Annotated in this window: 21 protein-coding genes; 16 read left to right on the top strand and 5 right to left on the bottom strand. The window is 72.9% G+C overall.

What is annotated here, in order from left to right; translation table 11 throughout:
• Window positions 1-10: 10 nt before the first annotated feature.
• The 3 genes from ACLJPL_RS19900 to ACLJPL_RS19910 form a co-directional block, all read right to left on the bottom strand.
• On the bottom strand, window positions 11-760 hold the full coding sequence (locus ACLJPL_RS19900; RefSeq protein WP_411082195.1) for a gamma-glutamyl-gamma-aminobutyrate hydrolase family protein: 750 nt from the start codon (window positions 758-760) through the stop codon (window positions 11-13).
• Window positions 761-831: 71 nt separating this feature from the next.
• Window positions 832-2301 carry an ethanolamine permease gene (gene eat / locus ACLJPL_RS19905; protein WP_411082196.1) on the bottom strand — a complete coding sequence of 490 codons (1470 nt, stop codon included), beginning with the start codon at window positions 2299-2301 and terminating at the stop codon, window positions 832-834.
• A gap of 201 nt (window positions 2302-2502) precedes the next feature.
• Window positions 2503-3354, bottom strand: a complete 852-nt coding sequence (locus tag ACLJPL_RS19910) for a FadR/GntR family transcriptional regulator (protein WP_411082197.1) — start codon at window positions 3352-3354, stop codon at window positions 2503-2505.
• Window positions 3355-3427: 73 nt separating this feature from the next.
• Between ACLJPL_RS19910 and ACLJPL_RS19915 the strand changes: the two genes are divergently transcribed.
• Genes ACLJPL_RS19915 through ACLJPL_RS19925 form a run of 3 tightly spaced genes read left to right on the top strand, consistent with a single transcriptional unit; the run spans window position 3428 to window position 6999 of the window.
• Entirely contained in the window at window positions 3428-4792 is a 1365-nt protein-coding gene (locus tag ACLJPL_RS19915) for a glutamine synthetase family protein (RefSeq protein WP_411082198.1), read from the top strand.
• A 33-nt stretch (window positions 4793-4825) separates the two neighbouring features.
• A complete protein-coding gene (locus ACLJPL_RS19920) occupies window positions 4826-6208 on the top strand; it encodes an aldehyde dehydrogenase family protein (RefSeq protein WP_411082199.1) in 1383 nt (460 codons plus the stop codon).
• Between the two features lie 5 nt (window positions 6209-6213).
• Window positions 6214-6999 carry a 3-oxoacyl-ACP reductase gene (locus ACLJPL_RS19925; RefSeq protein ID WP_411082200.1) on the top strand — a complete coding sequence of 262 codons (786 nt, stop codon included), beginning with the start codon at window positions 6214-6216 and terminating at the stop codon, window positions 6997-6999.
• 44 nt (window positions 7000-7043) lie between these two features.
• Here ACLJPL_RS19925 and ACLJPL_RS19930 read toward each other — a convergent pair whose 3' ends face one another.
• Both ACLJPL_RS19930 and ACLJPL_RS19935 read right to left on the bottom strand, forming a co-directional pair.
• Entirely contained in the window at window positions 7044-8252 is a 1209-nt protein-coding gene (locus tag ACLJPL_RS19930; protein ID WP_411082201.1) for a helix-turn-helix domain-containing protein, read from the bottom strand.
• A complete protein-coding gene (locus tag ACLJPL_RS19935; RefSeq protein ID WP_411082202.1) occupies window positions 8249-8401 on the bottom strand; it encodes a hypothetical protein in 153 nt (50 codons plus the stop codon). The genes ACLJPL_RS19930 and ACLJPL_RS19935 overlap by 4 nt, the downstream gene beginning before the upstream one ends.
• 189 nt (window positions 8402-8590) lie before the next feature.
• Between ACLJPL_RS19935 and ACLJPL_RS19940 the strand changes: the two genes are divergently transcribed.
• From ACLJPL_RS19940 to ACLJPL_RS20000, 13 genes are all read left to right on the top strand, one after another.
• Window positions 8591-9574 (top strand): DUF3068 domain-containing protein, encoded by a 984-nt coding sequence (locus tag ACLJPL_RS19940; RefSeq protein WP_411082203.1) that lies wholly within the window; start codon window positions 8591-8593, stop codon window positions 9572-9574.
• A 315-nt stretch (window positions 9575-9889) separates the two neighbouring features.
• Window positions 9890-11056, top strand: a complete 1167-nt coding sequence (locus ACLJPL_RS19945; protein ID WP_411082204.1) for a glycosyltransferase family 4 protein — start codon at window positions 9890-9892, stop codon at window positions 11054-11056.
• Complete coding sequence (locus ACLJPL_RS19950; protein ID WP_411082205.1) at window positions 11053-11784, top strand: class I SAM-dependent methyltransferase; 732 nt, start codon at window positions 11053-11055, stop codon at window positions 11782-11784. The genes ACLJPL_RS19945 and ACLJPL_RS19950 overlap by 4 nt, the downstream gene beginning before the upstream one ends.
• Window positions 11781-16181, top strand: a complete 4401-nt coding sequence (locus ACLJPL_RS19955; RefSeq protein WP_411082206.1) for an alpha-(1->3)-arabinofuranosyltransferase family protein — start codon at window positions 11781-11783, stop codon at window positions 16179-16181. The genes ACLJPL_RS19950 and ACLJPL_RS19955 overlap by 4 nt, the downstream gene beginning before the upstream one ends.
• Window positions 16181-17485 (top strand): condensation protein, encoded by a 1305-nt coding sequence (locus ACLJPL_RS19960; protein WP_411082207.1) that lies wholly within the window; start codon window positions 16181-16183, stop codon window positions 17483-17485. Before ACLJPL_RS19955 ends, ACLJPL_RS19960 begins: the two co-directional genes overlap by 1 nt.
• On the top strand, window positions 17482-18249 hold the full coding sequence (locus ACLJPL_RS19965; RefSeq protein ID WP_411082208.1) for a class I SAM-dependent methyltransferase: 768 nt from the start codon (window positions 17482-17484) through the stop codon (window positions 18247-18249). The genes ACLJPL_RS19960 and ACLJPL_RS19965 overlap by 4 nt, the downstream gene beginning before the upstream one ends.
• 4 nt (window positions 18250-18253) lie before the next feature.
• Window positions 18254-19150: a hypothetical protein gene (locus ACLJPL_RS19970; protein WP_411082209.1), complete on the top strand. Its 897-nt coding sequence runs from the start codon at window positions 18254-18256 to the stop codon at window positions 19148-19150.
• Between the two features lie 58 nt (window positions 19151-19208).
• Window positions 19209-19433 carry a Trm112 family protein gene (locus tag ACLJPL_RS19975; RefSeq protein WP_411082210.1) on the top strand — a complete coding sequence of 75 codons (225 nt, stop codon included), beginning with the start codon at window positions 19209-19211 and terminating at the stop codon, window positions 19431-19433.
• Complete coding sequence (locus ACLJPL_RS19980; protein ID WP_411082211.1) at window positions 19430-20209, top strand: FkbM family methyltransferase; 780 nt, start codon at window positions 19430-19432, stop codon at window positions 20207-20209. The genes ACLJPL_RS19975 and ACLJPL_RS19980 overlap by 4 nt, the downstream gene beginning before the upstream one ends.
• Window positions 20210-20356: 147 nt before the next feature.
• Window positions 20357-20713: a PRC-barrel domain-containing protein gene (locus ACLJPL_RS19985; RefSeq protein ID WP_411082212.1), complete on the top strand. Its 357-nt coding sequence runs from the start codon at window positions 20357-20359 to the stop codon at window positions 20711-20713.
• A gap of 39 nt (window positions 20714-20752) precedes the next feature.
• A complete protein-coding gene (locus tag ACLJPL_RS19990) occupies window positions 20753-21178 on the top strand; it encodes an alpha/beta hydrolase (RefSeq protein WP_411082213.1) in 426 nt (141 codons plus the stop codon).
• 15 nt (window positions 21179-21193) lie between these two features.
• Window positions 21194-22057: a helix-turn-helix domain-containing protein gene (locus tag ACLJPL_RS19995; protein WP_411082214.1), complete on the top strand. Its 864-nt coding sequence runs from the start codon at window positions 21194-21196 to the stop codon at window positions 22055-22057.
• Between the two features lie 144 nt (window positions 22058-22201).
• The gene (locus ACLJPL_RS20000; protein ID WP_411082215.1) at window positions 22202-23290 is read left to right on the top strand and encodes an iron-siderophore ABC transporter substrate-binding protein; all 1089 of its coding nucleotides are present in this window, start codon (window positions 22202-22204) and stop codon (window positions 23288-23290) included.
• Window positions 23291-23295: the final 5 nt, after the last annotated feature.

Consider the following 23295-nt stretch of genomic DNA (forward strand, 5'->3'; position numbering starts at 1 on the left):
GGCCGTGCCCTCAGCCCGCCGCGTACTCCGCCGGTCCGGCCGCCGCTCCGGCCACGGCGGCCGGGGTGCGCGAGCGGTGGCGGGCCGCCCGGACGAGGGCCGCCATGACCCGGGGGTCGTCGCCCATCTCCGGGTGCCACTGGACCCCGAGCACCAGGCTGTCGCGGTCCGGGAGTTCCAGCGCCTCCACGGTCCCGTCCGGCGCGTGGGCGGAGGCGACCAGACCGGCGCCCAGGCGGTCGACGGCCTGGTGGTGGTAGGCGGGCACCGTGGCGGGCTCCGGGACGGCCGCCGCGTACGCCGTGCCGGGCACGGGGGTCACCGGGTGGCCGCCGAAGACGGCCAGTCCCCCGGTGTGGCCGTCGAGGTGCTGGTGCAGGGTGCCGCCGAGGGCCACGTTCAGCAGCTGCATGCCCCGGCAGATGCCCAGCAGCGGGACGTGGAGCTCGATCGCCGCCTCGATCAGGGCGAGTTCCCAGGCGTCGCGTTCACGGGCCGGAGGCCCCGTACGGGGGTCGGGCGCGGCTCCGTACCGTGACGGTTCGACGTCCGCTCCCCCGGCGATCACCACCCCGTCCAGGGCGGCGACGGTCTCGCGTGCCGCGTCCTGCGCTTCGTCCGGCGGCAGCAGCACCGCGAGTCCGCCCGCCGCCCGGACCAGCCGGGGATAGGCGGCGGGCAGCAGCACGGCGGGCATCTCCCAGACGCCCCAGCGGGCCGGGTCCTGGTAGGTGCTGATGCCGATGACGGGCCGGGACATGGGACGGCTCCTTCGGTTGTCTCGTTACGGATCGACGGGCTGTGCGTGGTGTCATGACGGGGCCCGGGCGGTCAGCCGCGCTTGAGTTCGGCCTCAGCGGCGGCCAGTGCGGCGAACTCCTCCTCCGGGGCCCCCGCGACCAGGCGGTGGCGGCTGTAGAAGGCGAAGTAGGCGAGCGCCACCGCGTACACGCCGAGCGCGATGAACGCCGCGTTCCGGTCCACCAGGAAGGTCGCCACCAGGGCCGAGCATGCCAGAGCGAAGGCCACGGACGAGGTGAGCGCGCCGCCCGGGGTGCGGTAGGGCCGGGGCAGTTCCGGCTCACGGCGGCGCAGCACGATGTGGGACAGGGCCATCAGGGCGTAGCTGATGGTGGCCCCGAAGACGGCGACGTTGAGCATCCGGCCGCCGTTGCCGCTCCAGGCGGCCAGGGTGAAGCCGATGACGCCGGGGATCAGCAGGCCGAGGTAGGGGGACTTGCGGCGGTTGGTGAGGGAGAGGAAGCGCGGCAGGTAGCCGGCCCGGGAGAGGGCGAAGAGCTGGCGGGAGCCGGCGAAGATGAGGGAGAAGAAGGAGGCCACCAGTCCGGCGAGCCCCGCGTAGTTGACGAACCGGCTGAGCGTGGTCGGCTCCCCGCTGCCCTCCAGGGCCACCACCAGCGGGTTTCCCGCCTCCTTGATGGCGTTGGCGCCCTGGGCCCCGGTGGCCGAGACGAAGGTGATGAGGGCCAGGAAGACCAGCACGGCGAGCGAGATGGCCAGCGCCTTCGGCATCGAGCGGACCGGGTCCTTGGCCTCCTCGGCGGCGAGCGGTACGCCTTCCACCCCGAGGAAGAACCACATGCCGAACGGGAACGCCGCCCAGATGCCGAGGAGCCCGTACGGCAGCCAGGAGTTGGAGCCGAAGGCGGTGGTGTCCGCCGGGATGTCGTTGAGGCGGCCCGCGTCGAACTCGGTGAACGCGCCGATGGCGAAGATGAGCAGGGCGGCCACCGCGATGGCGGTCACGACCAGGCTGAAGCGCAGCGCCTCGCCGACGCCCCAGAGGTGGATCCCGATGAAGATCGCGAAGCAGGCCAGATAGACGGGCCAGCCGGAGGTCAGCCCGAACAGGCCGAGCGATTCGACGTAGTCGCCGATGAAGAGGGAGATGGCGGCGGGGGCGAGGATGTACTCGATGAGGATGGCCGTGCCGGTCAGGAAGCCGCCCCAGGTGCCGAGCGCGCGCCGGGCGAAGCCGTAACCTCCTCCGGCGGTCGGCAGGATGGCGGAGAGTTCGGCCAGTGCGAAGACCAGACAGGCGTACATGACGCCCATCAGGAGCATCGCCACCGCGAGTCCGCCGAAGCCGCCCTTGGAGAGGCCGATGTTCCAGCCGGAGAAGTCGCCGGAGACGACGTAGGCGACGCCGAGTCCGGTCAGCAGCAGCCAGCCGGCGCTGCCTCGCCTCAGGGTCCGGCGGTTGAGGTACGCGGCTGTGCCGGACGCCCCCGGATTCGCGGAATCGGGTGGTCCGGCGGGGGTCTCGGTTCCCTGAGGCATGAGGCGCTCCAGACGTCTGTCGGCTTCATCGACGGAACTGCTTCGATCAAAGGTTCGTCGGCATACCTTTGTGGAACGTCAGGGCGAAATACAAGGGGCGTGCGTTAAAGAGCGGTTACGGATTCGTCCTCGCGGCCGCTCGGGCCCGGAACCGGGCCCCTGGTCAGGAACCGACGCCCCGCGCCCAGGAACCGGAGTCCCTCAGGCCAGGAAGCCGCGCAGCAGCGCCGCCGTGCCGCCGCAGTGCTCGCGCATCATCTCGCGCGCCGCCTCCGCGTCCCGGTCGAGCACCGCCTCCACCACGGCCGCGTGCTGCTGCTGGGAGTGCTCCAGGTTGCGCACCAGCAGCGGGATGCAGTCCAGGAGTTCGTTGAGGGCGGCGCGCACGGAGGCGTACCGCGCCGCGAGCGAGGGGGAGCCGGAGAGTTCGGCGAGGGTGAGGTGGAGCAGGGTGTCCTGGCGGCGGTAGTCCTCCAGCCGGGCCCCTTGGGTGGCCTCCAGCGCCGACCGCAGCCGCATCGCGCCGTCCGCCGCCAGTCCTTCGGCGCACAGCCCGGCGGCCCCGGTCTCCAGCACCTCGCGGAAGCGCAGGGTGTCCTCCACGTCGACGGCCGCCACCCGCCGCCGCAGTTCGTCGCTGCCGTCACCGCCGTCCGGGGCGGTGGCGCGCGGCAGGACGAACGTTCCGCCGTAGCGGCCGCGCCGGCTCTCCACCATGCCCTGGTCCTGGAGGACCTTGAGCACCTCGCGCAGGGTCACCCGGCTGACGCCCAGGTGCTGGGCGAGTTCGCGTTCGGCGGGCAGCCGGTCGCCGGGCGGGACGAGGCCGAGGCGGAGCAGTTGCAGGACCTGTTCGAGGGTCTCCTCGAAGCCGTTGCCCGCGCGGACGGGCCGCAGCACGGAGACCAGCGGACCGGGCCCGGTGTCCGCCGCCTCCTCGCCCGTCGCCGCCTCCCGGTCACCCGCCTCCCCGCCGGTCACCTCGTCGTCAGCGGCGGGGACGCCTTCGACCGCCGCCGGACGGGTGCCGTCCGCTCTCCTCCTGGTGGCCACTCGCGGATCCCCTTCCCAAGCAATGGTTCTCTGTCATACCTTAAGCCTCCCGGTTCACCCAAGGAGGAATCCCGTGGCAGACCGCACATCCCCGCTCACCGTCGACGAGCTCCGCTCACGCGTCGCGGACGGGTCGATAGACACTGTGGTGCTGGCCTTCCCCGATATGCAGGGCCGGCTCCAGGGGAAGCGGTTCGCAGCCGGGTTCTTCCTCGACGAGGTGCTGGAGCACGGTACCGAGGGCTGCAACTACCTGCTGGCCGTGGACACCGAGATGCGGACCGTCGACGGTTACGCGATGTCCTCGTGGGAGAACGGCTACGGCGACTTCGGCATGGTCCCCGACCCCGCCACCCTGCGCCCGGTCCCCTGGCACGAGGGCACCGCCCTCCTGATCGCCGACCTCGCCTGGCACGACGGCAGCCCGGTGGTGGCCGCGCCCCGCCAGATCCTGCGCCGCCAACTCGACCGGCTGGCCTCGCTGGGCTGCACGGCGCAGGTCGGCACGGAGCTGGAGTTCATCGTCTTCCGGGACAGCTACGAGGAGGCGTGGGACCGCGACTACCGGGGGCTGACCCCGGCCAACCAGTACAACATCGACTACTCGATCCTCGGCACCGGCCGTATCGAGCCGCTGCTGCGCCGCATCCGCAACGAGATGCAGCGGGCCGGGCTGACGGTGGAGTCCGCCAAGGGCGAGTGCAATCCCGGCCAGCACGAGATCGTCTTCCGCTACGACGAGGCGCTGACCACCTGCGACCAGCACGCCGTCTACAAGACCGGGGCCAAGGAGATCGCGGCCCAGGAGGGCGTCTCGCTGACCTTCATGGCCAAGTACGACGAGCGCGAGGGCAACTCGTGCCACATCCACCTCTCGCTCACCGACGAGAACGGCGAGAACGTGATGGCGGGCGACGGGCCGGACGGCATGTCCGAGCTGATGCGCCACTTCCTGGCCGGACAGCTCGCCGCCCTGCGCGACTTCTCCCTCCTCTACGCGCCCAACATCAACTCCTACAAACGCTTCCAGCCCGGCTCCTTCGCCCCCACCGCGGTCGCCTGGGGCGTCGACAACCGCACCTGCGCCCTGCGGGTCGTCGGCCACGGCCGCTCGATGCGCTTCGAGAACCGGCTGCCCGGCGGCGACGTCAACCCCCATCTCGCCGTCGCCGGGCTGGTCGCCGCCGGGCTGTACGGGGTCGAGCACCGGCTGCCGTTGCCCGAGGCGTGTACGGGCAACGCCTACACCGCCGCGTACGACCAGGTGCCGACGACCCTGCGCGAGGCGGCCGAGCTGTGGGAGGCCAGCCCCATCGCGAAGGAGGCGTTCGGCGAGGAGGTCGTCGCGCACTACCTGAACATGGCCAGGGTCGAACTCGCCGCGTACGACTCCGCGGTGACCGACTGGGAGCTGCGCCGCTCCTTCGAACGCCTCTGACCACCCCCGCTGCCCACTGATCGAGGTCCGTACGTGTCACAGCCCACCCTGGACGTCCTGAACCCGGCGACCGCCGAGGTCATCGCCGCCGTGCCCGCCGCCTCGGCCGCCGACGTGGACGCGGCCGTCGTCCGCGCCGCCGCCGCGCAGCGCCCCTGGGCCGCCGCAGCGCCCGCCGACCGGGCCAGGCTGCTGCGCCGCTTCGCCGCCGTCGTCGACGAACACATCGAGGAACTGGCCCGGTTGGAGGTCCGGGAAGCCGGACACACCATCGGCAACGCCCGCTGGGAGGCGGGCAACGTCCGCGACCTCCTCGACTACAGCGCGGGGGGCGCGGAGCGGCTGCTCGGCCGGCAGATCCCGGTGGCGGGCGGCATCGACTTCACGGTCCTGGAGCCGCTGGGCGTCGTCGGCGTCATCGCGCCCTGGAACTTCCCGATGCCCATCGCCGCCTGGGGTCTGGCGCCGGCGCTCGCCGCGGGCAACGCCGTCCTCCTCAAGCCCGCCGAGACGACCCCGCTGACCGCTCTGCGGCTGGCCGAACTCGCCCTGGAGGCCGGTCTCCCCGAAGGGCTGTTCCAGGTCCTGCCCGGGGAGGGGCCGGTGGCCGGGAGCGCCCTGGTGGAGCACCCGGGCGTCGCGAAGATCGTGTTCACCGGCTCCACACGGACCGGGAAGCACATCATGACCCGCTGCGCGGAGCGCGTGAAGCGCCTCACCCTCGAACTGGGCGGCAAGAGCCCGAACATCGTGTTCGCCGACGCCGATGTGGAGGCCGCGGCGGCGGCCGCCCCGATGTCCTTCCTCGACAACGCGGGCCAGGACTGCTGCGCCCGCACCCGGATCCTGGTGGAACGGTCCGTGTACGACCGGTTCCTCGACCTGCTCGCCCCGGCCGTCGCGGCCGTGGTGGTGGGCGACCCGGCCGACGAGAAGACGCAGATGGGCCCGCTGATCTCGGCCCTCCAGCTCGACCGGGTGCGGGGCTTCGTCGACGGGGGCCGGGGCGCCGGCGACGTACGGGCGATGCACGGCAACGCCCCCGAGGGGCCCGGGTTCTGGTATCCGCCGACCGTGCTCGCCGGGGTCGCGGCCGACGCCCCCGTGGCCGTCGAGGAGGTGTTCGGGCCGGTGGCGGTGGTGCTGCCGTTCGACGGCGAGGAGGACGCCCTGCGCCTGGCCAACGCCACCGACTACGGGCTCGCCGGGTCCATCTGGTCCCGGGACGTCGGGCGCGCCCTGCGGGTCGGCCAGGGCCTGCGGGCGGGCAATCTCTCGGTCAACTCGCACTCCAGCGTGCGCTATTCGACCCCCTTCGGCGGCTACAAGCAGTCGGGCCTGGGCCGTGAGCTCGGTCCCGACGCCCTGGCCGCCTTCACCGAAACCAAGAACGTCTTCATCAGCACGGAGGCATGAGCACCATGACCGACACTTCCCCTGTCTGCCGCCGCCTGGTCGGCCGCACCGCCGTCGTCACCGGAGCCGGCAGCGGCATCGGCCTGGCCACCGTGCGGCGGCTGGCCGCCGAGGGCGCGCATGTCGTCTGCGCCGACGTGGACGAGGAGCGCGGCAAGGCCGCCGCCGTGGAGGCGGCCGGACTGTTCGTCCGCACCGACGTCACCGACGCCGAACAGGTCGACGCCCTCTTCAAGGCCGCGTTCGACACCTACGGTTCGGTCGACATCGCGTTCAACAACGCGGGGATCTCGCCGCCCGACGACGACTCCATCCTGGAGACGGGACTGGACGCCTGGCGCCGGGTCCAGGAGGTCAACCTGACCTCCGTGTACCTGTGCTGCAAGGCCGCCATCCCGTACATGCGCGCCCAGGGCAAGGGCTCCATCATCAACACGGCGTCCTTCGTGGCCCGGATGGGGGCGGCGACCTCGCAGATCTCGTACACCGCGTCCAAGGGCGGGGTGCTGGCGATGTCGCGCGAGCTGGGGGTGCAGTTCGCGCGCGACGGGATCCGCGTCAACGCGCTGTGCCCCGGGCCGGTGAACACGCCGCTGCTCCAGGAGCTGTTCGCGAAGGACCCGGAGCGGGCCGCGCGGCGGCTGGTGCACATCCCGGTGGGGCGGTTCGCCGAGCCGACCGAGATCGCCGCGGCCGTGGCGTTCCTGGCGAGCGACGACTCCTCGTTCGTCAACGCGACGGACTTCCTGGTGGACGGCGGGATCGCCGGGGCGTACGTCACCCCGGTCTGAGCCCGCACGCCCCCCAAGCCGCTGCTCCGCTGCACCCGGGGCCGCTACTCCGCCCCCTGCGCCGGTGCTCCCCTCAGCCGCTGCGAGCGGAGCACCAGCAGCATCTCGAAGCGCTGGTCGGGGTCGTCGATGGCGTCGCCCCACAGCTCCCGGATCTGCCGCAGCCGGTAGCGGGCGGTCTGGGGGTGGACGCCGAGCCGCTGGGCGACCTCGGGCGCACCGCCGGGCGTCTCGATCCAGGCGAGGAGGGTCTCGGCCAGGCGGCGCGCCTGGGCCGGGCCGAGGCCGTCCAGCGGGGCGAGGCAGCGGCGGGCGGCGGCGTCGATCAGCTCCCGGGAGGGCAGCAGCACCAGCTCCTCGGTGCGTTCGGTGCAGTGCAGCACCTCGCCCTGCGGCAGCAGGTTCTTCTTGATCAGCTGGACCGCGGTCTCCGCCCAGCGCAGGGAGGTGGCCGCGGCGGCCAGCGGCACCGGCGGGCCGATCGCGCCGGACCAGCCGGCGGTGGCCCGGCGCAGGGTCTCCGCCCGGCCCGCCGTGTCCGGTTCGGGGATGACGATGCGGGGCTGCTCGCTCTCCATCTCCAGCAGGATCCCCTGCCCCACCGCCGGCGCGACGGCCTCCCGGGCGGGGCGCATCAGCACGCCCACCGCGATGGTCTCCGGCAGCTCCCAGCCGACCCGGGCCGCCCGCTCGGCGAGCGTCCGGGCGGAATCGCCCCGGGGCTCCACCAGCAGCAGGTCGATGAGCTGGCGCTGGAGGCGCAGCCGCTCGCTGGCGCGGCGGGCCGCCGCCTCGGCATAGCCCAGTACCGACTGTTCCACGAGCCCGTCCAGATACTCGAATCCCGATTCGGCGAGCTCGTACATGGCGGGGGCGGCGATGTCGACCTGCTGGCCGATCTCGGCGAACCTGCGCCAGGTGAGCCGGACCCCGAGCCGGTAGACGGCCTGGAGCGAGTCGAGGCTGCGGCCGTGCAGGCCCTCGCCCCGGCCGAACTCCTGGAACACCTCCGGCGGCACCCGGGGGTCGGCGGCCCCGGCGCCGAGGTGACGTACGAAGCCCTCGATGGCGCGACGGATCCCGACGAGGGCCATCGGCTCGCCGGACTCGTCCTCGACCAGCTGGAGGTAGGGGTAGTCCTGCCGGATCTCGGTGAGGATCGTCTGGGCGATCTCCGGCGCCTCGGCCAGGGCGATGGAGGCGAACCGCTCCACCTTCGACCGGGGCACCTCCTGCCAGGCGCGAGGCTTCACGAGCCCGCCGAGGCGGTCTCGTAGCTGATCAACGGCGTATTGGGCTGCTCGGGCGTGGCGTCGAGCAGGGCCACGATGCCGATCGCGGCACCGACGGCGAGCGCGGCGGCCACCAGGGAGGTGGCGGCAGCGGCGATGAGTCTGCGCATGGTTCGGGTCAGCTCCTTGCTGGAGTCGATCCCCACTCCGTATGGCCGGGCCCCTCCGGCTGGCACACAGTGTCGACAGTCCATTGACATGCCGTCAAGGGCTTGCTTACTGTTCACGCCAATCAAGGGCTGACCGGCCCGGGGCCCGTGCACCTCCCGCGAAGAGAATTTCGACTCAGGAGTGCCCGGATGCGCCGCAATGCTTCACCCCTGTCCCTTTTCCTGCTGGGTGCAGGGGTTTTTCTGCTCGTACTCGCGCCACTGCTCGTCTGGTACGTCCAGCCGCAGGCCAAGCGCACCCCCATCGACATCGACACCACCACGGTCTTCACCGGGACGGGAAGCTACTTCGACACCTCGCAGGTGAAGACGGTCGAGGGCGAGGAGATCACGATCACGCGGCAGGTCCGCGGTGACGTGGCCGACAGCCTCAAGAGCGGCAACGCCGTGTGGGACGTGTCCACGTCCGTCGACCACAGCAAGACCCTTCCCGCCTCCGACCCCCGCGACGCCCTCCAGTGGACCCTGGAGCGCTGGGTGACCGACCGGTCCACCAACGAACCGGTGCACTGCTGCGAGGAGACGCCGTCGTTCGACGGGGAGGCTTATCTGAAGTTCCCCTTCGACGTCGAAAAGCGTGCCTACCGCTGGTGGGACGGCACCCTCGGCGGTGTCGTCCGGCTCGACTACGCCGGCAAGAAGAAGGTGCAGGGATACGAGGGGTACGCGTTCAAGGGCACGGTCGAGCCGACCAGGACCGGCGTGCGCCAGGTGCCGGGCGTGCTCGTGGGCAAGCCCCGTACGCCGCAGATCCTCGCCGAGGAGTGGTATTCCAACAGCGGCATCGAGCTGGTCGTGGATCAGCGGACCGGGCGCATCATGAACGCGGCGATCGGCCCGAAGAAGACGCTGCGCGCCCCGGGCTCGTCCAAGGACGCCGTGACGCTGCTGGAGAGCGAGCGGGTCGAGTTCACCGAGGAGACCCAGCTCAAGCAGGTCGAGCTGGCCTCGGCGGACAGCGACCGGCTGGCGCTGCTCTCCACGACCGCGCCGGTCGGAGCGGCCGGAGCGGGCCTCGTACTCGCCGTGGTGGGCATCGTGCTCGTCATCCGGGGGCGCAGAGCGGAGCCGGAGGCCCCGAATACTCACATGATGACGAAGTCGCCCACCTGAGTACTGGCGAAGTTGTCGCACCGGTGAGTAGCCGGGTGCGTACCTGTGGCGAAAACTGTCTATCCCCACCACAGCACGGCCCCCGGTCTTCGTTTCCCTTGTTCTCGCACGTCACAGCCGCGTTCTCCCGCCCCATCACTCGAACCCCACCCCGAACCCGCACTCCGTTCACGACCCCGCTCCCGCAAGCCCCACGGCCCCTCCCTCTTCTCCACCCTTCTCCAGCTTTTTCCCTCTCGTCCCTTCTCGTCCCCTCTCCGCGTCCATTCAGCCCCGCCCCGAGTCCCCCGCTCCCCGAGCCGAGTTGGAGCACCCATGCCCCAGCACGTACCTCCCCCGCTGCTCGACGCAGCGCCGCAGGATCAGGGCCCCGTCGCTCCGAGGGTTCCCGCCACCCCCAGACGGATCGTCTTCCTCGCCCACCGCGACCTGGACAATCCGGCCGCCGGCGGCTCCGAGCTGCTCGTCGACCAGCTCGCCCTCGGCCTCACCGAACGAGGCCATGACGTCACCCTTCTGTGCGGCGGGCAGGCCGCACGCCGGCCCTACCGGGTCGTCTCCGCCGGCAGCACGCTGGGCCACTACGTCGGCGCGCGCTCCGCGTTCGCCCGGCAGGTGGGCAGCTGCGACCTGCTGGTGGAGGTCTGCAACGGCATGCCCTACCTGGCGCCCCTGTGGCACCGGGGTCCGACCGTGTGCCTGGTCAACCATGTGCACACCGATCTGTGGGAGATGCGTTTCCCGGCGCCGGTGGCCCGCGCCGGGCGGCAGCTCGAACACTGGGCGCTGTCCCGGGCCTACCGGGACCATCTGATGATCGCCGTCTCGCCGTCCACGGCGGGCGCCCTGCGGGACCTCGGCGTCCCGGACGGGCGCATACGGCTGGTGAACAACGGCGTCCAGGAGCCGAGCCCGCAGGGCGAACGGTCCGCGACCCCGCTGTTCCTGGCGCTCGGCCGGCTGGTCGACTACAAGCGCATCGACCTGCTGCTCCAGCTCTGGGAGCGGGTACGGCCGGTCACCGGCGGCCGGCTCGTGATCGTCGGCGACGGTCCCGAGCGGGACAAGCTGGAGCGGCTCGCCGGTCCCGGCGTCGAGTTCGCCGGGCATGTGTCCGAGGCGGAGAAGCACCGGCTGCTGTGCGCCTCCTGGATGCTGCTGCACCCGGCGGCCGTCGAGGGATGGGGGCTGGTCGTCACGGAGGCCGGCACCCGGTCGACGCCGACCCTCGGCTTCGACGTCCCCGGGCTGCGCGACTCCGTCGAGGACGGCGTCACGGGCGTCCTCGCCCGGGGCGAGTCGTCGTTCGCCGCCGCCTGGTGCGCGCTGGCGCTCGACGAGGAGCGCCGGGAGACGATGGGCAAGGCGGCACGCGAGCGCGCGGCCGCCTACCGGTGGACCAGCAGTGTGAGCCAGTTCGAGGCCGTGGCCGCCGAGGCGATCAGCGGCACGCGGTCCTGGTCGGCGGGTGCCGGCTCGTGAGAGACCCGTCCTTCCGCCGCTCCCTCGCCCTGTTCCGCGCCTTCACGCGCGAGCAGGAGGACCCCGCCGCCGCGTACACCCTGCTGGCCCGTGACGCGGCCGACCAGGTCGAGCGGTACGTACCGCTGAAGGGCAAGATCGTCGTGGACGTGGGCGGCGGCAACGGCCACTTCACCCGGGAGTTCCGGCGGCGCGGCGCGCTCGGCTATCTCTTCGAGCCGGACGCGAAGGAACTGGGCGAGGGGCAGCAGGTGCAGCGGGCCCGGGACACGATCGTCGCGGACGGCTATCTGCTGCCGCTGGCGGACGGGGTCGCCGATGTCACCTTCTCCTCCAATGTGCTGGAGCACGTCGCCGACCCGCACACCTTTCTCAGCGAGATGGCGCGCGTCACCCGCCCCGGCGGGCTGATCTACGTCTCGTTCACCAACTGGCTCTCGCCCTGGGGCGGCCACGAGTGGGCCCCCTGGCACTACGCCGGCGCCGAACGCGCCCGGGCCCGCTACGAGCGGCGCACGGGTTCCCCGGCCAAGCACCGGCTCGGCGAGAACCTCTTCAGGATCGGCGTCGGCCCGACGTTGCGCCATGTCCGGGGCCGCACCGACGTGGACGTGGTGTCCGCGCGGTCGCGGTACTGGCCGGTCCTGCCCGAACTCATCACCCGGGTGCCCGGACTGCGGGAATTCGCCACCTGGAACCTCCTCCTCATTCTCCGGCGGTGTTCATGACCAGCGCAGTCCACCTCCCACCGAGCCAGGCCCCGGACGGCGGCGACCCACCGCCCGCCAGACCGGCCGACGCCCCGGCGGCTCCCCGTTCCCGGCGCTGGCTGCTGGGGTTCTGGGCCCTCGTGTTCGTGGCGTTCCTGGCGGTGTCGCCGGGACGCATGACGTTCGACACCAAGCTCGGCGTCGTCGTGGACCCCGGGCGGTTCTTCGCCGAACTGGGCGAGCTGTGGCACAGCCGGGGCGGGTTCGGCGGTCTCACGGACCAGTACATCGGCTACCTCGTCCCGATGCTGCCGTACTACGGCGCCGCCGACCTGCTGCAGGTGCCCGTCTGGCTCGCCGAGCGGCTGTGGCTGTCGCTGATCATCACGACGGCGTTCTGGGGTGCGCTGCGGCTGGCGGAGCGCCTGAGCGTCGGCTCCCCGGCCACCCGGCTGCTGGGCGCCCTGGTGTACGCGCTGTGGCCGACGTACACCATCGTCGTCGGCTCCACCTCCGCCGCGGCCCTGCCCGGCGCGATGCTGCCGTGGGTGCTGCTGCCGCTGACGGACCCGCGTCTCGCGCCGCGTATCGCCGCGGCCCGGTCCGCGCTGCTGATCCCGCTGATGGGCGGGGTGAACGCGGCGTCCACGCTGGCCTCGCTGCTGCCGGTCGGGCTCTATCTGCTGTCCCGGCCGGGCGGTCCGCGCAAGCGGGCGCTGCTGGCCTGGTGGATCCCGGGCGTGATCCTCGCGACCGCCTGGTGGATCGTGCCGCTGCTGCTGCTCGGCGCGTTCGGCGAGAACTTCATGCCGTACGTGGAGACCTCGTACACCACCACGACGACCATGTCCGCGACCGAGGTGCTGCGCGGTGCGGGCAACTGGGTCGGCTATCTGAACTTCGGTGAGCCCTGGCTGCCCGCCGGGTGGACCGTCGCCACCGCGACCGTCACCATCCTGGGCTCGGCGCTCGCCGCCGCGCTGGGGCTGGCCGGTCTGGCCCGGCGCGATCTGCCCGAGCGCCGCTGGCTGGTGCTGACCGTGCTGTCCGTCGTGCTCGTCACGCTCGCCGGTTACGGCGGTGCGCTGGGCGGTCTCTTCCACGGGACCGTGCAGGCGTGGCTGGACGGCTGGCTGGTGCCGTTCCGGAACATCTACAAGTTCCAGACCGGTCTGGCCCTCGCCCTGGCGCTCGGCCTGGCGCACATCACCGCCGTGGCCTCGCTGCGGGCGGAGCGCGACGAGCGGGTGCCGGTGCGGGCGCGCCGGCTGGCTCCGGTGATCGCCGCCGTGATCGTCCTGCCGGGCCTGGCCTGGCCGTACGTGAACGGGTCGATCCTTCAGCCCGGTTCGTTCGAGAAGGTCCCGGACCACTGGGAGAAGGCCGCCGGGTGGCTGAAGGAGAACTCGCCGGACGACCGGGCCCTCGTGGTCCCCGCCACCGCGCACGGCCTCTACACCTGGGGCTCCCCCATCGACCAGCCGTTGGACGTGCTGGCCGACACGCCGTACGCGCAGCGCGACTACGTGCCCTTCGGGACGCCGGGCAACCGGCGGGCCATGGACGCCGTGGAGCAGGCGCTGACGTCCGGGGCGCAGGTGCCCGGGCTCAGCGAGTACCTGAACCGGGCGGGGCTGCACTACGTCGTGGTCCGCAACGACCTGGACCCGGACCAGCTGGGGTACGTCCCCACCACCACGGTCAAGCGGTCCCTGGAGGCGTCCGGCTACCGGCGGGTCACCGGCTTCGGACCGGTGATGACCGGAGGACGCATAGCCAACGACACCCCTGTGCAGATCGAGGGCCTGTTCCCGCGCCAGAGCGCGGTGGAGGTCTACGAGCCGCCCGCCGGCACCGAGCGTCCCGGCCGGGCGAGCACCGCTCCGGTCTCCTCGACCGCCGTCGTCAGCGGCGGGCCGGAGTCCCTGCTGCCGCTCACCGCGAGCGGCGTCCTGGAGGGGCGGCCCACCGTCCTGGCCGGTGACGCCCACCCGGGCGTCGGCAGGCCCTCGCTCTACGCGGCGGGCGACGGGCTGCGCCGGGCCGACACCCGGTTCGGCCTGGTCAACTCCAATACGTCGCACACCTATACGGCCGACGAGCGCAACGCCCCGAACTCGGTGCAGGACCCGGGGGCGTCACCGCGCCAGATCCTGCCGACCTCCGGGAAGGAGCACCAGACCACGGCGGTGCTGCGGGGCGCGAAGGCGGTCAGCGCCTCGTCCATCGGCAACTGGCTGTTCCATCTGCCGCAGTACGACCCGGTCAACGCCTTCGACGGCAATCCGGACACCGCCTGGGCGGAGGGGTCCCACACCTCCCCGAAGGGGGAATGGGTGCGGATCGACTTCTCCGGCCCGACCGAGATCCCGGCCTCGTTGCGGCTCACCCCGCTGGCCAGCGGCAACCTCCGGGCGGCCCCGACCGAAGTGCGGGTCGAGACGGACCAGGGCGTCGAGGACAGCCCGCTGCGTCCTGACGGTTCCCCGCAGGAGGTGGCCGCGCCCGCCGGGGCCGCCGCCTGGCTGAAGGTGACGATCCTCAAGTCCCAGCAGGGGCGTCCCGGGCTCACCGGTGCCGGGTTCACCGACATCGCCATCCCCGGGGTGCAGGTCACCCGGATGCTGGAGCTGCCGTCCGACGCACCGCGCGAGGGCGCCGACTCGGCGGTCTACTCGCTGCGGCGGGGCAGCGACCCCGGCGGGCTCTCCGCCGTGGCCGCCGAGACCGGGCTGCACCGGCAGTTCACGGCGGCGACGGCCGGAGAGTACACGGTCGGCGCGAGCGCGCTGCCCGTCCCGGGCGACGAGCTCGACAAGCTGCTGTTCGACCTGACGGGCGAGCAGGACAAGATCCGGGTGAGCGCCGATTCCACGGCCCGCATCGGCACCAACCTGAGCGCCCGCAACCTGACGGACGGGGACCTCACCACGGCGTGGGTCGCGGGCGACCGTCCCGTACTGCATCTGTCCTGGCCGGAGAAGACCGAGATCGGGGAGATCGTGTTCGCCGCGGCCGGCGGTCTGTCCACCCGGCCCGAGCAGGTGCAGATCAGCTCGCCGGACGGGACGGCGGTGGCGTCGGTGGACGAGAACGGCATGGCCCGCTTCTCGCCCATCACCACCGACCGGATGGACATCACCATCTCGCGGGCGGCCCCGCTCACCCTGCACAACCCGGTCGCCGACAGCCAGTTGCAGCTGCCGGTGGGTCTGAGCGAGGTCTACATCCCCGCGCTGAAGGAGTTCCGCTCGCCGCAGCCCAACCCGGAGAAGACGTTCAGCCTGCCCTGCGGCAAGGGGCCGGTCCTCTCCATCGGCGGCACGTTCATGGAGACCCGCGCCGAGGGCCGCGTCAGCGACCTCACGCAGCGTCGGCCCATCGCCGTCTCGCTCTGCACCGAGCAGAGCAAGGTGGAGCTGGGCGCGTCGACCCACACCGTGGAGGCGGGGGACGCGGGTCCGCTCGCCGTCACCGACGTCACGCTGAGTACCGGAGAGGCGAAGGCCCCGGAGGCCACCGCCCGCACGGTCGACGTGAAGAAGGCCGATGGCGACCGGCGCACGCTGAGCGTCGGGGCCGGCGAGGCTTCGTACCTCCAGATCCACGAGAACCACAACGCGGGCTGGAAGGCGACGCTGGACGGCAAGGAGCTGACGCCGCTGCGGATCGACGGCTGGCAGCAGGCGTGGCTGGTCCCGGAGGGCGAGGGCGGCACGGTCACCCTGGAGTACGAGCCGGCGCGGATCTACCAGGCCGGTCTGATCGGGGCCGGGGTGCTGTTCCTGGTCCTGGTGGGGCTCGCGTTCGTACGGCGTCGGGGCTCCGGTCCGTACGAGGGGGCGTACGGGGCTGAGGAGCAGCCCGTACCGCCGGGGCCGGGCCTGATCCTGGGCACGGTGGTGCTGACCCTGGTGGGCATCGTGATCGCCGGGCCGGTGGCCCTGGTGGTGCCCGTGCTCGCCGTACTCGCCCACTTCCGCCCGTCGTTGCTGGCGCCGGTCGCCTTCGCGGCGATGGCGGGGGCCGGTGTGGTCGCGGCCGTGGGCACCGGGGACGCCACGGCGACGGACAAGGGGGCCTTCGGGGCGACCGCTCAACTCCTCGCGCTGATCGCCCTGTTCGCCGCACTGGTCACGGTCGGGGCCACCCCGGGCCGGGGCCGGCGGCGGGCGGCGGGACCGGGTGCGGAGCCTTCCGTGGCGGCGGGACCGTATCCCGCCGACCCGGGCGCGGAGCCTTCGGCGGCGGGTGGCACCGGCGGTACGGTTCCGGCGCAGCCGGGCCCGGCGTCCGGCCGGACGCTCTCCGCCGACGCGAAGAGGCCGCACACCGATCCGCCCGCGCGCGGTCCGGGCGGCCCGACCGCGCCGCCCGCCGGCCGGCCGGACCCCCGTGCCGGAGGAGACGCCTGATGACCGCCCTCCAGCCCGCCCGGCCGCACGCGGCCGGGCGGCTGCCCCGGGTGCCGTTCCCCGTCGTGGACGAGGTGGAACGGCACTGCGAGCAGGACGCCGAGCCGACCACCGTGCACATCGAGGTGCATCTGCCCGGCCGGGTCGAGGAGGACCGGTTCCGGTCCGCGTTCGCGCAGTCGCTGGCGCGCTATCCACGGGCGCTGATGCGGGAGCGCCCGCGCGGGCCCTTCGCCCGGCGGTACGAGTGGGAGCTCACGGACGGCCCGGACCGGGACCCGGTCTCCTTCCCGCCGGCCGCGCCCGGGGCGCTCGACCGGGCGCGGGACGCGGCGCTGGCCGTCGCCCCGTCGCTGACCGCCTCGCCGCCGCTGCGGGTCGAGGTGGTGCGGGAGCCGGGCCGGGAGGGCTGTGTGCTGCTGTTCACCGTGAACCACACGGCCCTCGACGGGCCCGCGTGTCTGCGGCTGGCGGCGAGCGCCGCCGAGATCTACAGCGGGCGGGCCGCTCCCCCGCCGCCCGCTCCGGCCCGCCCGGCGTCCGTCCCGCCGCCCCGGCGCTCCGGTCCGTCGGCCCTGGCCAGACCGGCCCGGGTGGCGGCGGGCACGCCGCGAGGGGCGTCGGGCAACGCGATGCTGGTGGCCGAACTGCCGGTGCCCCGGCGGGAGTCGGGGGCCCCGTACACGGTGAACGACCAGCTGATGGTGGCCACCGCTCTGACGGTGGCCGACTGGAACCGCTCCCGGGGCACGGCCGAACGGCCGCTGCGGATCACCATGCCGGTGGACGACCGCCCCCGGGGGCCCGAAATGCCGATCGGCAACGGCACCCGGCTGGTCGAGGTCGGCTTCGACGCGGCGGAGGTGGCGGCCGGCCGGGACGTCGCCGCCCTGCTGCGGCTGACCGCCGAGCGCACCCGGGCGCTGAAGGCGCAGCCCCGGCCGCAACTGGGCCGCGCGGCCTCGCTGTTGACGACCCCGCTGGTACCGGTCGCGGCGCGGGCGTCGTTCACCCGGGGGCTGCGGGTGCTGGCGGGTCCGTGGACCTCGACGACGCTGCTCAGCAACATCGGCCGCATCCCGTATCCGATGGACTTCGGCGACGCGGGACGGCCCACCGCCCTGTGGTTCTCCGCGCCCGCCCGGACGCCGAGGGGGCTGACGTTCACCACGGCGTCCACGGCCGGCCGGCTGCACCTGGCGCTGCGCTGGTCGCGCGCCCTGCTGGGCGACGAGGACGGCGCGGCGCTGCTCGGCCTCTTCACCCGCCATCTGGCCGCGACGTCCTCGGAGGAGGCCCCATGACCGACACCGCTCCCCCGTCATCCGCTTCCCCGTCCTCTCCCTCCGCTCCCCCCGCGCCCGCGGCCGGCCTCCGGGACTTCTACGAGAACCCGGCCGTGCCCGTGGCGTCCGGCGACGGGCGCAGCCGACGCCAGGCGCGGCTGCTGGCCGACGCCCTGGAAGCGCCGGGCCAGGTCATCGTGGACGTCGGATGCGGCGACGGAACGGCCGCCGCCACCGCCGCGCCGATCCTCACCGGGCACCGGCTGATCGGCGTCGACTGGTCGCAGGACGCGCTGCGCCGGGCCCGCCCCCGGATGGGTTCGGTGGTCCGGGGCGAGCTGGAGCACGGCGGGCTGCCGCTCGCGGACGGGTGCGCGGACGCGGTGCTGTTCAGCGAGATCCTGGAGCACCTCGTCGACCCGGACCAGGCGCTGGACGAGCTGCGGCGGGTCCTGAAGCCGGGCGGCCATCTGATGCTGTCCACCCCGAACCTGGCCGCCTGGTACAACCGGGCGCTGCTGCTGGCCGGGGTGCAGCCGGTGTTCTCGGAGGTCAGCCTGCGCGGGATCCACGGCCGCCCCGGCTCCGAGGTGGTGGGCCATCTGCGGCTGTACACCGCGCGGGCGCTGCGCTCCTTCCTGACGGCGTCCGGTTTCGACGACGTGACGATCACGGGCGCGCCCTTCCACGGGGTGCCGCGCCCGCTGCGGCTGCTGGACCGGGCCGCGTGCGCGGTGCCCGGTGCGGCGTCCATCCTGCTGGCCCACGCTCGGCGGCGATAGCGCGATGTGGTGGGGTGTGGGGGCCGCGCTGGTGGCCAACGTGCTGTACAGCGTGGGCTTCGTGGTGGAGAAGCGGGCCCTGGGCAACCTGCCCGCGCTCTCCGCCGGCCGGCCGCTGCGCGTCATCCTCGTCCTGCTCACCAGCCCGCTGTGGATCGTGGGCGCGCTGGCGCTGGCGGCCGGTTTCGCGGCCCAGCTGGTCGTCTACCGGGCGCTGCCGATCGCGGCGGCGCAGGGCATCTTCGTCTCCGGTCTGGTGCTGCTCCTCCTGCTGTCCTCGGCCGTCCTCGGCGAGGAGTCGACCGGGCGCGAACGCTATGCGCTGGGCGGGGTCCTGGTGGCGCTGCTGATGGTCGTCGCCTCGGTCCGCGAGGGCGAGGACTCGGTGGGGGCGGGAGCCCCCTGGATGCTGGTGCTCCTGGTCTGCGTCCCGGCGCTGGCGGCGGGCGTCTGGCTCTACGTGAGCGTGGAGAGGCGGGCGAACAAACGCCACCGGGTGCCGACGAGCGGGATCGGTTACGGGGTCGCGGTCGGGCTGCTGTACGGCGTCAGCTCGCTGGCCGTCAAGGGCACCTCCAGCCGGCTGACCACCACCGACATCGGGGACGCGGCCCGTTCGCTGTTCGGCTCGCCCTACCCGTATCTGCTGCTCTTCACCGCGGTGGCCGGTCTGGTCATGTCCCAGACGGCGCTGCAACGCTGCCGGGCCTCCCTCATCGTGCCCGTGTGCACCACGGTGACCTGTCTGTTCACCGCCGTCCTCGGGACGCTCGCGTTCGGCGAGTCGCTCCCGGACGATCCGCTGCTGCTGGCCCTGCGGGTGGCCGGCACGGCGCTGGCCCTCACCGTCCTGCTGGCCATGCCCCGCCACGACGCGCCCGCGGCGACGGCCCCGTCCTGACCACACTCGAACCACCGAACCGCGTCATCCATCCCACCTCCGCAACCGAGGGAGTCTCATGAACCCCGACGATCCGCTGCTCGCCATCCTGGCCTGCCCGCTCGACAAGGGCCCGCTGTCGCTGCTGCCCGATGAGGGGGGACAGGCGCTCTACAACCCCCGGCTGCGCCTGAGTTACCCCATCGTGGACGGCATACCGCAGCTCCTGCCCTCCTCGGGCCGCAAGGCCGACGCCGAGGCCCACGACAGATACCTCACGCACCTGAAAGCGTCGGCCGCATGACCACCTTCGCCGCGGCGGTGGCATCCCGGCTGCCCACCCGCCTCGTCGGCTCCGCCGCCGTCGCCCTCTACCCGCGCTTCGAACCCGAGCTGGGCCGGCTCGCCGACTTCTGCCCGCCCGGCGCCAACGCCGTCGACGTCGGCGGCTGGTACGGGCCCTGGTCGCGCCGGCTCGCCCGGCGCTGTGCCCAGGTCGTCACCGTCGAGCCCGTACCGCATCTGGTCGAGCATCTGCGCCGTACGCTGCCGTCCAACGTCCGGGTGGTGCAGGGGGCGGCGACCGACCGTCCCGGCGGCACGGCCCGGCTCTGGTTCCCGGAGGGCGACCAGGGCGACCGGGGGGTGTCCTCACTGGAGCGCCGCGAGATCCACGCGCACAGCGTCGACGTGCCCTCCATCACCCTCGACAGCCTGGACCTGCGCGGGGTCGGCTTCGTGAAGATGGACGTGGACGGCGCGGAGGTCGCCGCGCTGCGGGGTGCGGCGGAGCTGCTGGAGCGGGACCGTCCGGCGCTGCTCGTGGAGCTGGAGAGCCGGCTCGGCCCGATCGACCCGGCGATCGCCCTGCTCACCGGCCAGGGGTACGCGGGGTGGGTGCTGGCGGCGCGGCGCTGGGTCCCGCTGACCGGCTTCGACCTGGTGGGCCACCAGGCGAGGACGGAACACCTGGTCCATCAGCCGCTGCTGCGCAGGGCCTTCGTGCCGCACCGTGCCCGGTACATCAACTCGGTGCTGTTCCTCCCCGAGGGGCGGACGCCGGGCACGACGGCGGCCTGACGGAATCCAGGGGTGCGGCCCGCGCTGACGGGCAGGTGGGAGGGGACAGCGGGGTGGCCGCCACCGGACGGGGGCGGCCACCCGCGATGAACCCGCCGAGACCGCCGCGTACGACGTACGACGTGGCCGACCCCGAGGAGATCCGCCGTGATCGAGAGCGCAGACATCCGGGAGTGGCGTACGCGTGACGTCGTCGACGCCGAGGGGCGCAGGATCGGGTCCCTGGAGTCCGTCTACGTCGACACCGCCACCGACGAACCGGCCTTCGTCACCGTGCTGGTGGGCCTGCCGACCCGCCACCGGCTGGTGTTCGTACCGCTGGCGTCGGCCGTCGTGGGGCCGGACTACGTGAAGGTCGCCCACCCCAAGGCGCTGGTGAAGGACGGGCCCTCGCTGGGGACGGACGACGTCCTGCCCGCCGAGGACGAGCCGGCGCTCTTCGCCCACTTCGGCCTGCCGTACCAGCCGCCGGCCGATGGGGTACGGGTCCTGGCCCGCCGCTGACCGGATACCGCCATGCGGGTAACACATTCCGCATGACGGATGATTCACAGAACCACAGGAGTACGGGCCGCCCTACGGCACACCGGCGCACTGGATCCGATCAACGCCTCGACGGACCGCTTCCTCCGCACCGTCGAGGCGCTCACTCAGACCGAAGCGGGCGGCCCGACCCTCATCCCGCCGTGGACGCGCGGCCATGTGATCACCCATGCGGCCCGGGCGGCCGACAGCCTCTGCCGGCTGCTGACATGGGCCCGTATCGACGTGGAGACCCCGCCGTACGCGGAGGCGGTGAGCCTCGCGGAGCAGTTCCCGGGCGGGATGCTGCTGACGTACGAGGGGCTGGGCCACACCGCGTACGGGCGCGGCGACGCCTGTGTCACCGCGAAGGTCGACGGCTATCTGGTGGGCCTGAAGCGGATCCGGCCCGGGGCGACCTGCCGAGAGGGCGACCAGGGAGGTTAGGTTAGCCTAACCTCCATGTCGGTTCTCGTTGTCACCCCTGGTCGTGGGCGCGGAGAGACGCTCTCGACGACCCCGCTCCGCTGGGCCGAGCCGGTGATCGGCGGGCCCGTGGTGGAGTCGCCCTATCTGCTCACCACGGCGGTCCTCGACAGCCCCGTGCCCGCCGGGTCGTCGGCGAGCGGGGTGCACACCCACGACGACGCGCTCCTGGTCTGGCCGCACGCCGGCTCGACGACGCTGCACACCCGGAACACGGTGCGGCGTCTCGTGCCGGGCCAGGGCGTGTGGATGCCGCCCGGCACCCCCCACGCTTCCCGGCCCGACCCGGGGAGCGTGAGCTGCTACACCTATGTGACCCGGGCGGCGATCCCGCCGCACTGGAACGCCCCGCGCTCCCTGCGGGTGGGGCGCGCGCTCCAGGAGATGCTGCTGCACCTCGACGCCAACGCGATGCCCGACGACCGGCGGCTGCGGGCCCAGCGGCTCATCATCGAGATGCTGGAGGAGGACCCGCACGCGGCGATGGAGGTCCCCGTCCCCGAGGACTCGCGGATCCGCGCCATGGCCGAGGACATCATGCGCGACCCGGAGAGCGACCTGTCGCTGGAGGAGTGGGCGGCACGGCACGCGCTGAGCGTGCGGACCATCACGCGGGCGTTCGGCCGGGACGTCGGCATGTCGTTCACCCGGTGGCGCTCCCTGGTGCGGATGTCCGCGGCCACGACCCTGCTCGCCCAGGGCCGCCCGGTCAACCTGGTCGCGCACCGCTGCGGCTACTCCACGACGAGCGCGTTCTCCGCGGCGTTCCGCCGCGTGACCGGGACGAGCCCGACCGCGTATCTGCGCGAACAGACGGTGCTCACACCCGCCGGCCACTGATGCCGCCACGCACCTCGCGCGTGGCCGATTCGCGACGCATCCTGGCCCGTTCGCGACCCTCCTCGGCTCCCGGGCCTTCTAGCGTTCAGCGAGGCAAGGGTGACCTGACCCCGCCCCGCGACGCCCCAGAATCCGAGGAGAACCGTGTCCCCATCCATTCCGGCCGGACCCCGAAGGGGGCCCCTGGCCCGCGTCCTGGCGCTCGTCGTCGGCGCCGTACTCGTCCTGGGAGGCTGCGGCAGCGGCGGGTCCGGCACGAGCGCCGGGGAGGCGAAGGCGGGCAGCTCCGCGAAGAGCTTCCCCGTGGACGTCAAGCACGCCCACGGCACCACGACGATCAAGCAGAAGCCCCGGCGCATCGTCACGCTCAGCTGGATGTCGCTGGACGTCGTCGCCGCGCTCGGCACCGTGCCGGTCGGCGTGGACGAGCAGTGGGGCGGTGACGAGGACGGGTACACCCCGTGGTTCCGCACCCAGGTCGAGAAGCTCGGCGGGCCCCTTCCCGAGACGCTGAAGTACGGGGACGCGGGCGAGATCGACTTCGAGCAGATCCTCTCCCTCGAACCGGACCTCATCGTCGGCCTGTACTCCGGCATCACGGACGTCGACTACAAGCGGCTCTCCGAGATCGCCCCCACCCTCCCCTACCTCAAGAAGCCCTGGGACGGCGGGACCTGGCAGGAGATGACCCGCACCATCGGCAAGGCGATGGGCGAGGAGAAGAAGGCCGAGAGCCTGGTGAAGGACGTCGGCGGGCAGTTGGCGGCGGTCGCCGTGGACCACCCGGAGTTCAAGGGCAGAACCTTCACCTACGCGGTCGCCCTCACCCCCGGGTCGACGGAGGTCGGCCTCTACCTCGACTACGACGCCCGGGTCCGGCTGCTGACCGAGATCGGCTTCAAGAACACCCCGTCGATGAGCAGGATCGCCGCCGCGGCGAAGGGCACCGACTGGTACGGCGGCGTCAGCCTGGAGAAGCTCGACAGCATCGAGGCCGACGTGGTCGTGGCCTGGGCGAACGCGCCGGCCGAGGTCACGTACTCCCTCAAGGACCCGCTCTTCTCCCGCTGGAAGCCGATCACCGGCAAGCACTACGCCTTCGTGCAGGACCCGCAGCTGGCCATGGCGACGAGCGGACCGACCGTGCTCTCCATCCCGTGGGGTCTCCAGCGCTATGTGCCGATGCTCGCCGACGCCGTCGCGGGCAGGGGCAGCACCGGCGCGGGCTCCTGACCCCC

The sequence above is a fragment of the Streptomyces sp. cmx-18-6 genome, assembly GCF_046548915.1.
Lineage (GTDB): Bacteria > Actinomycetota > Actinomycetes > Streptomycetales > Streptomycetaceae > Streptomyces.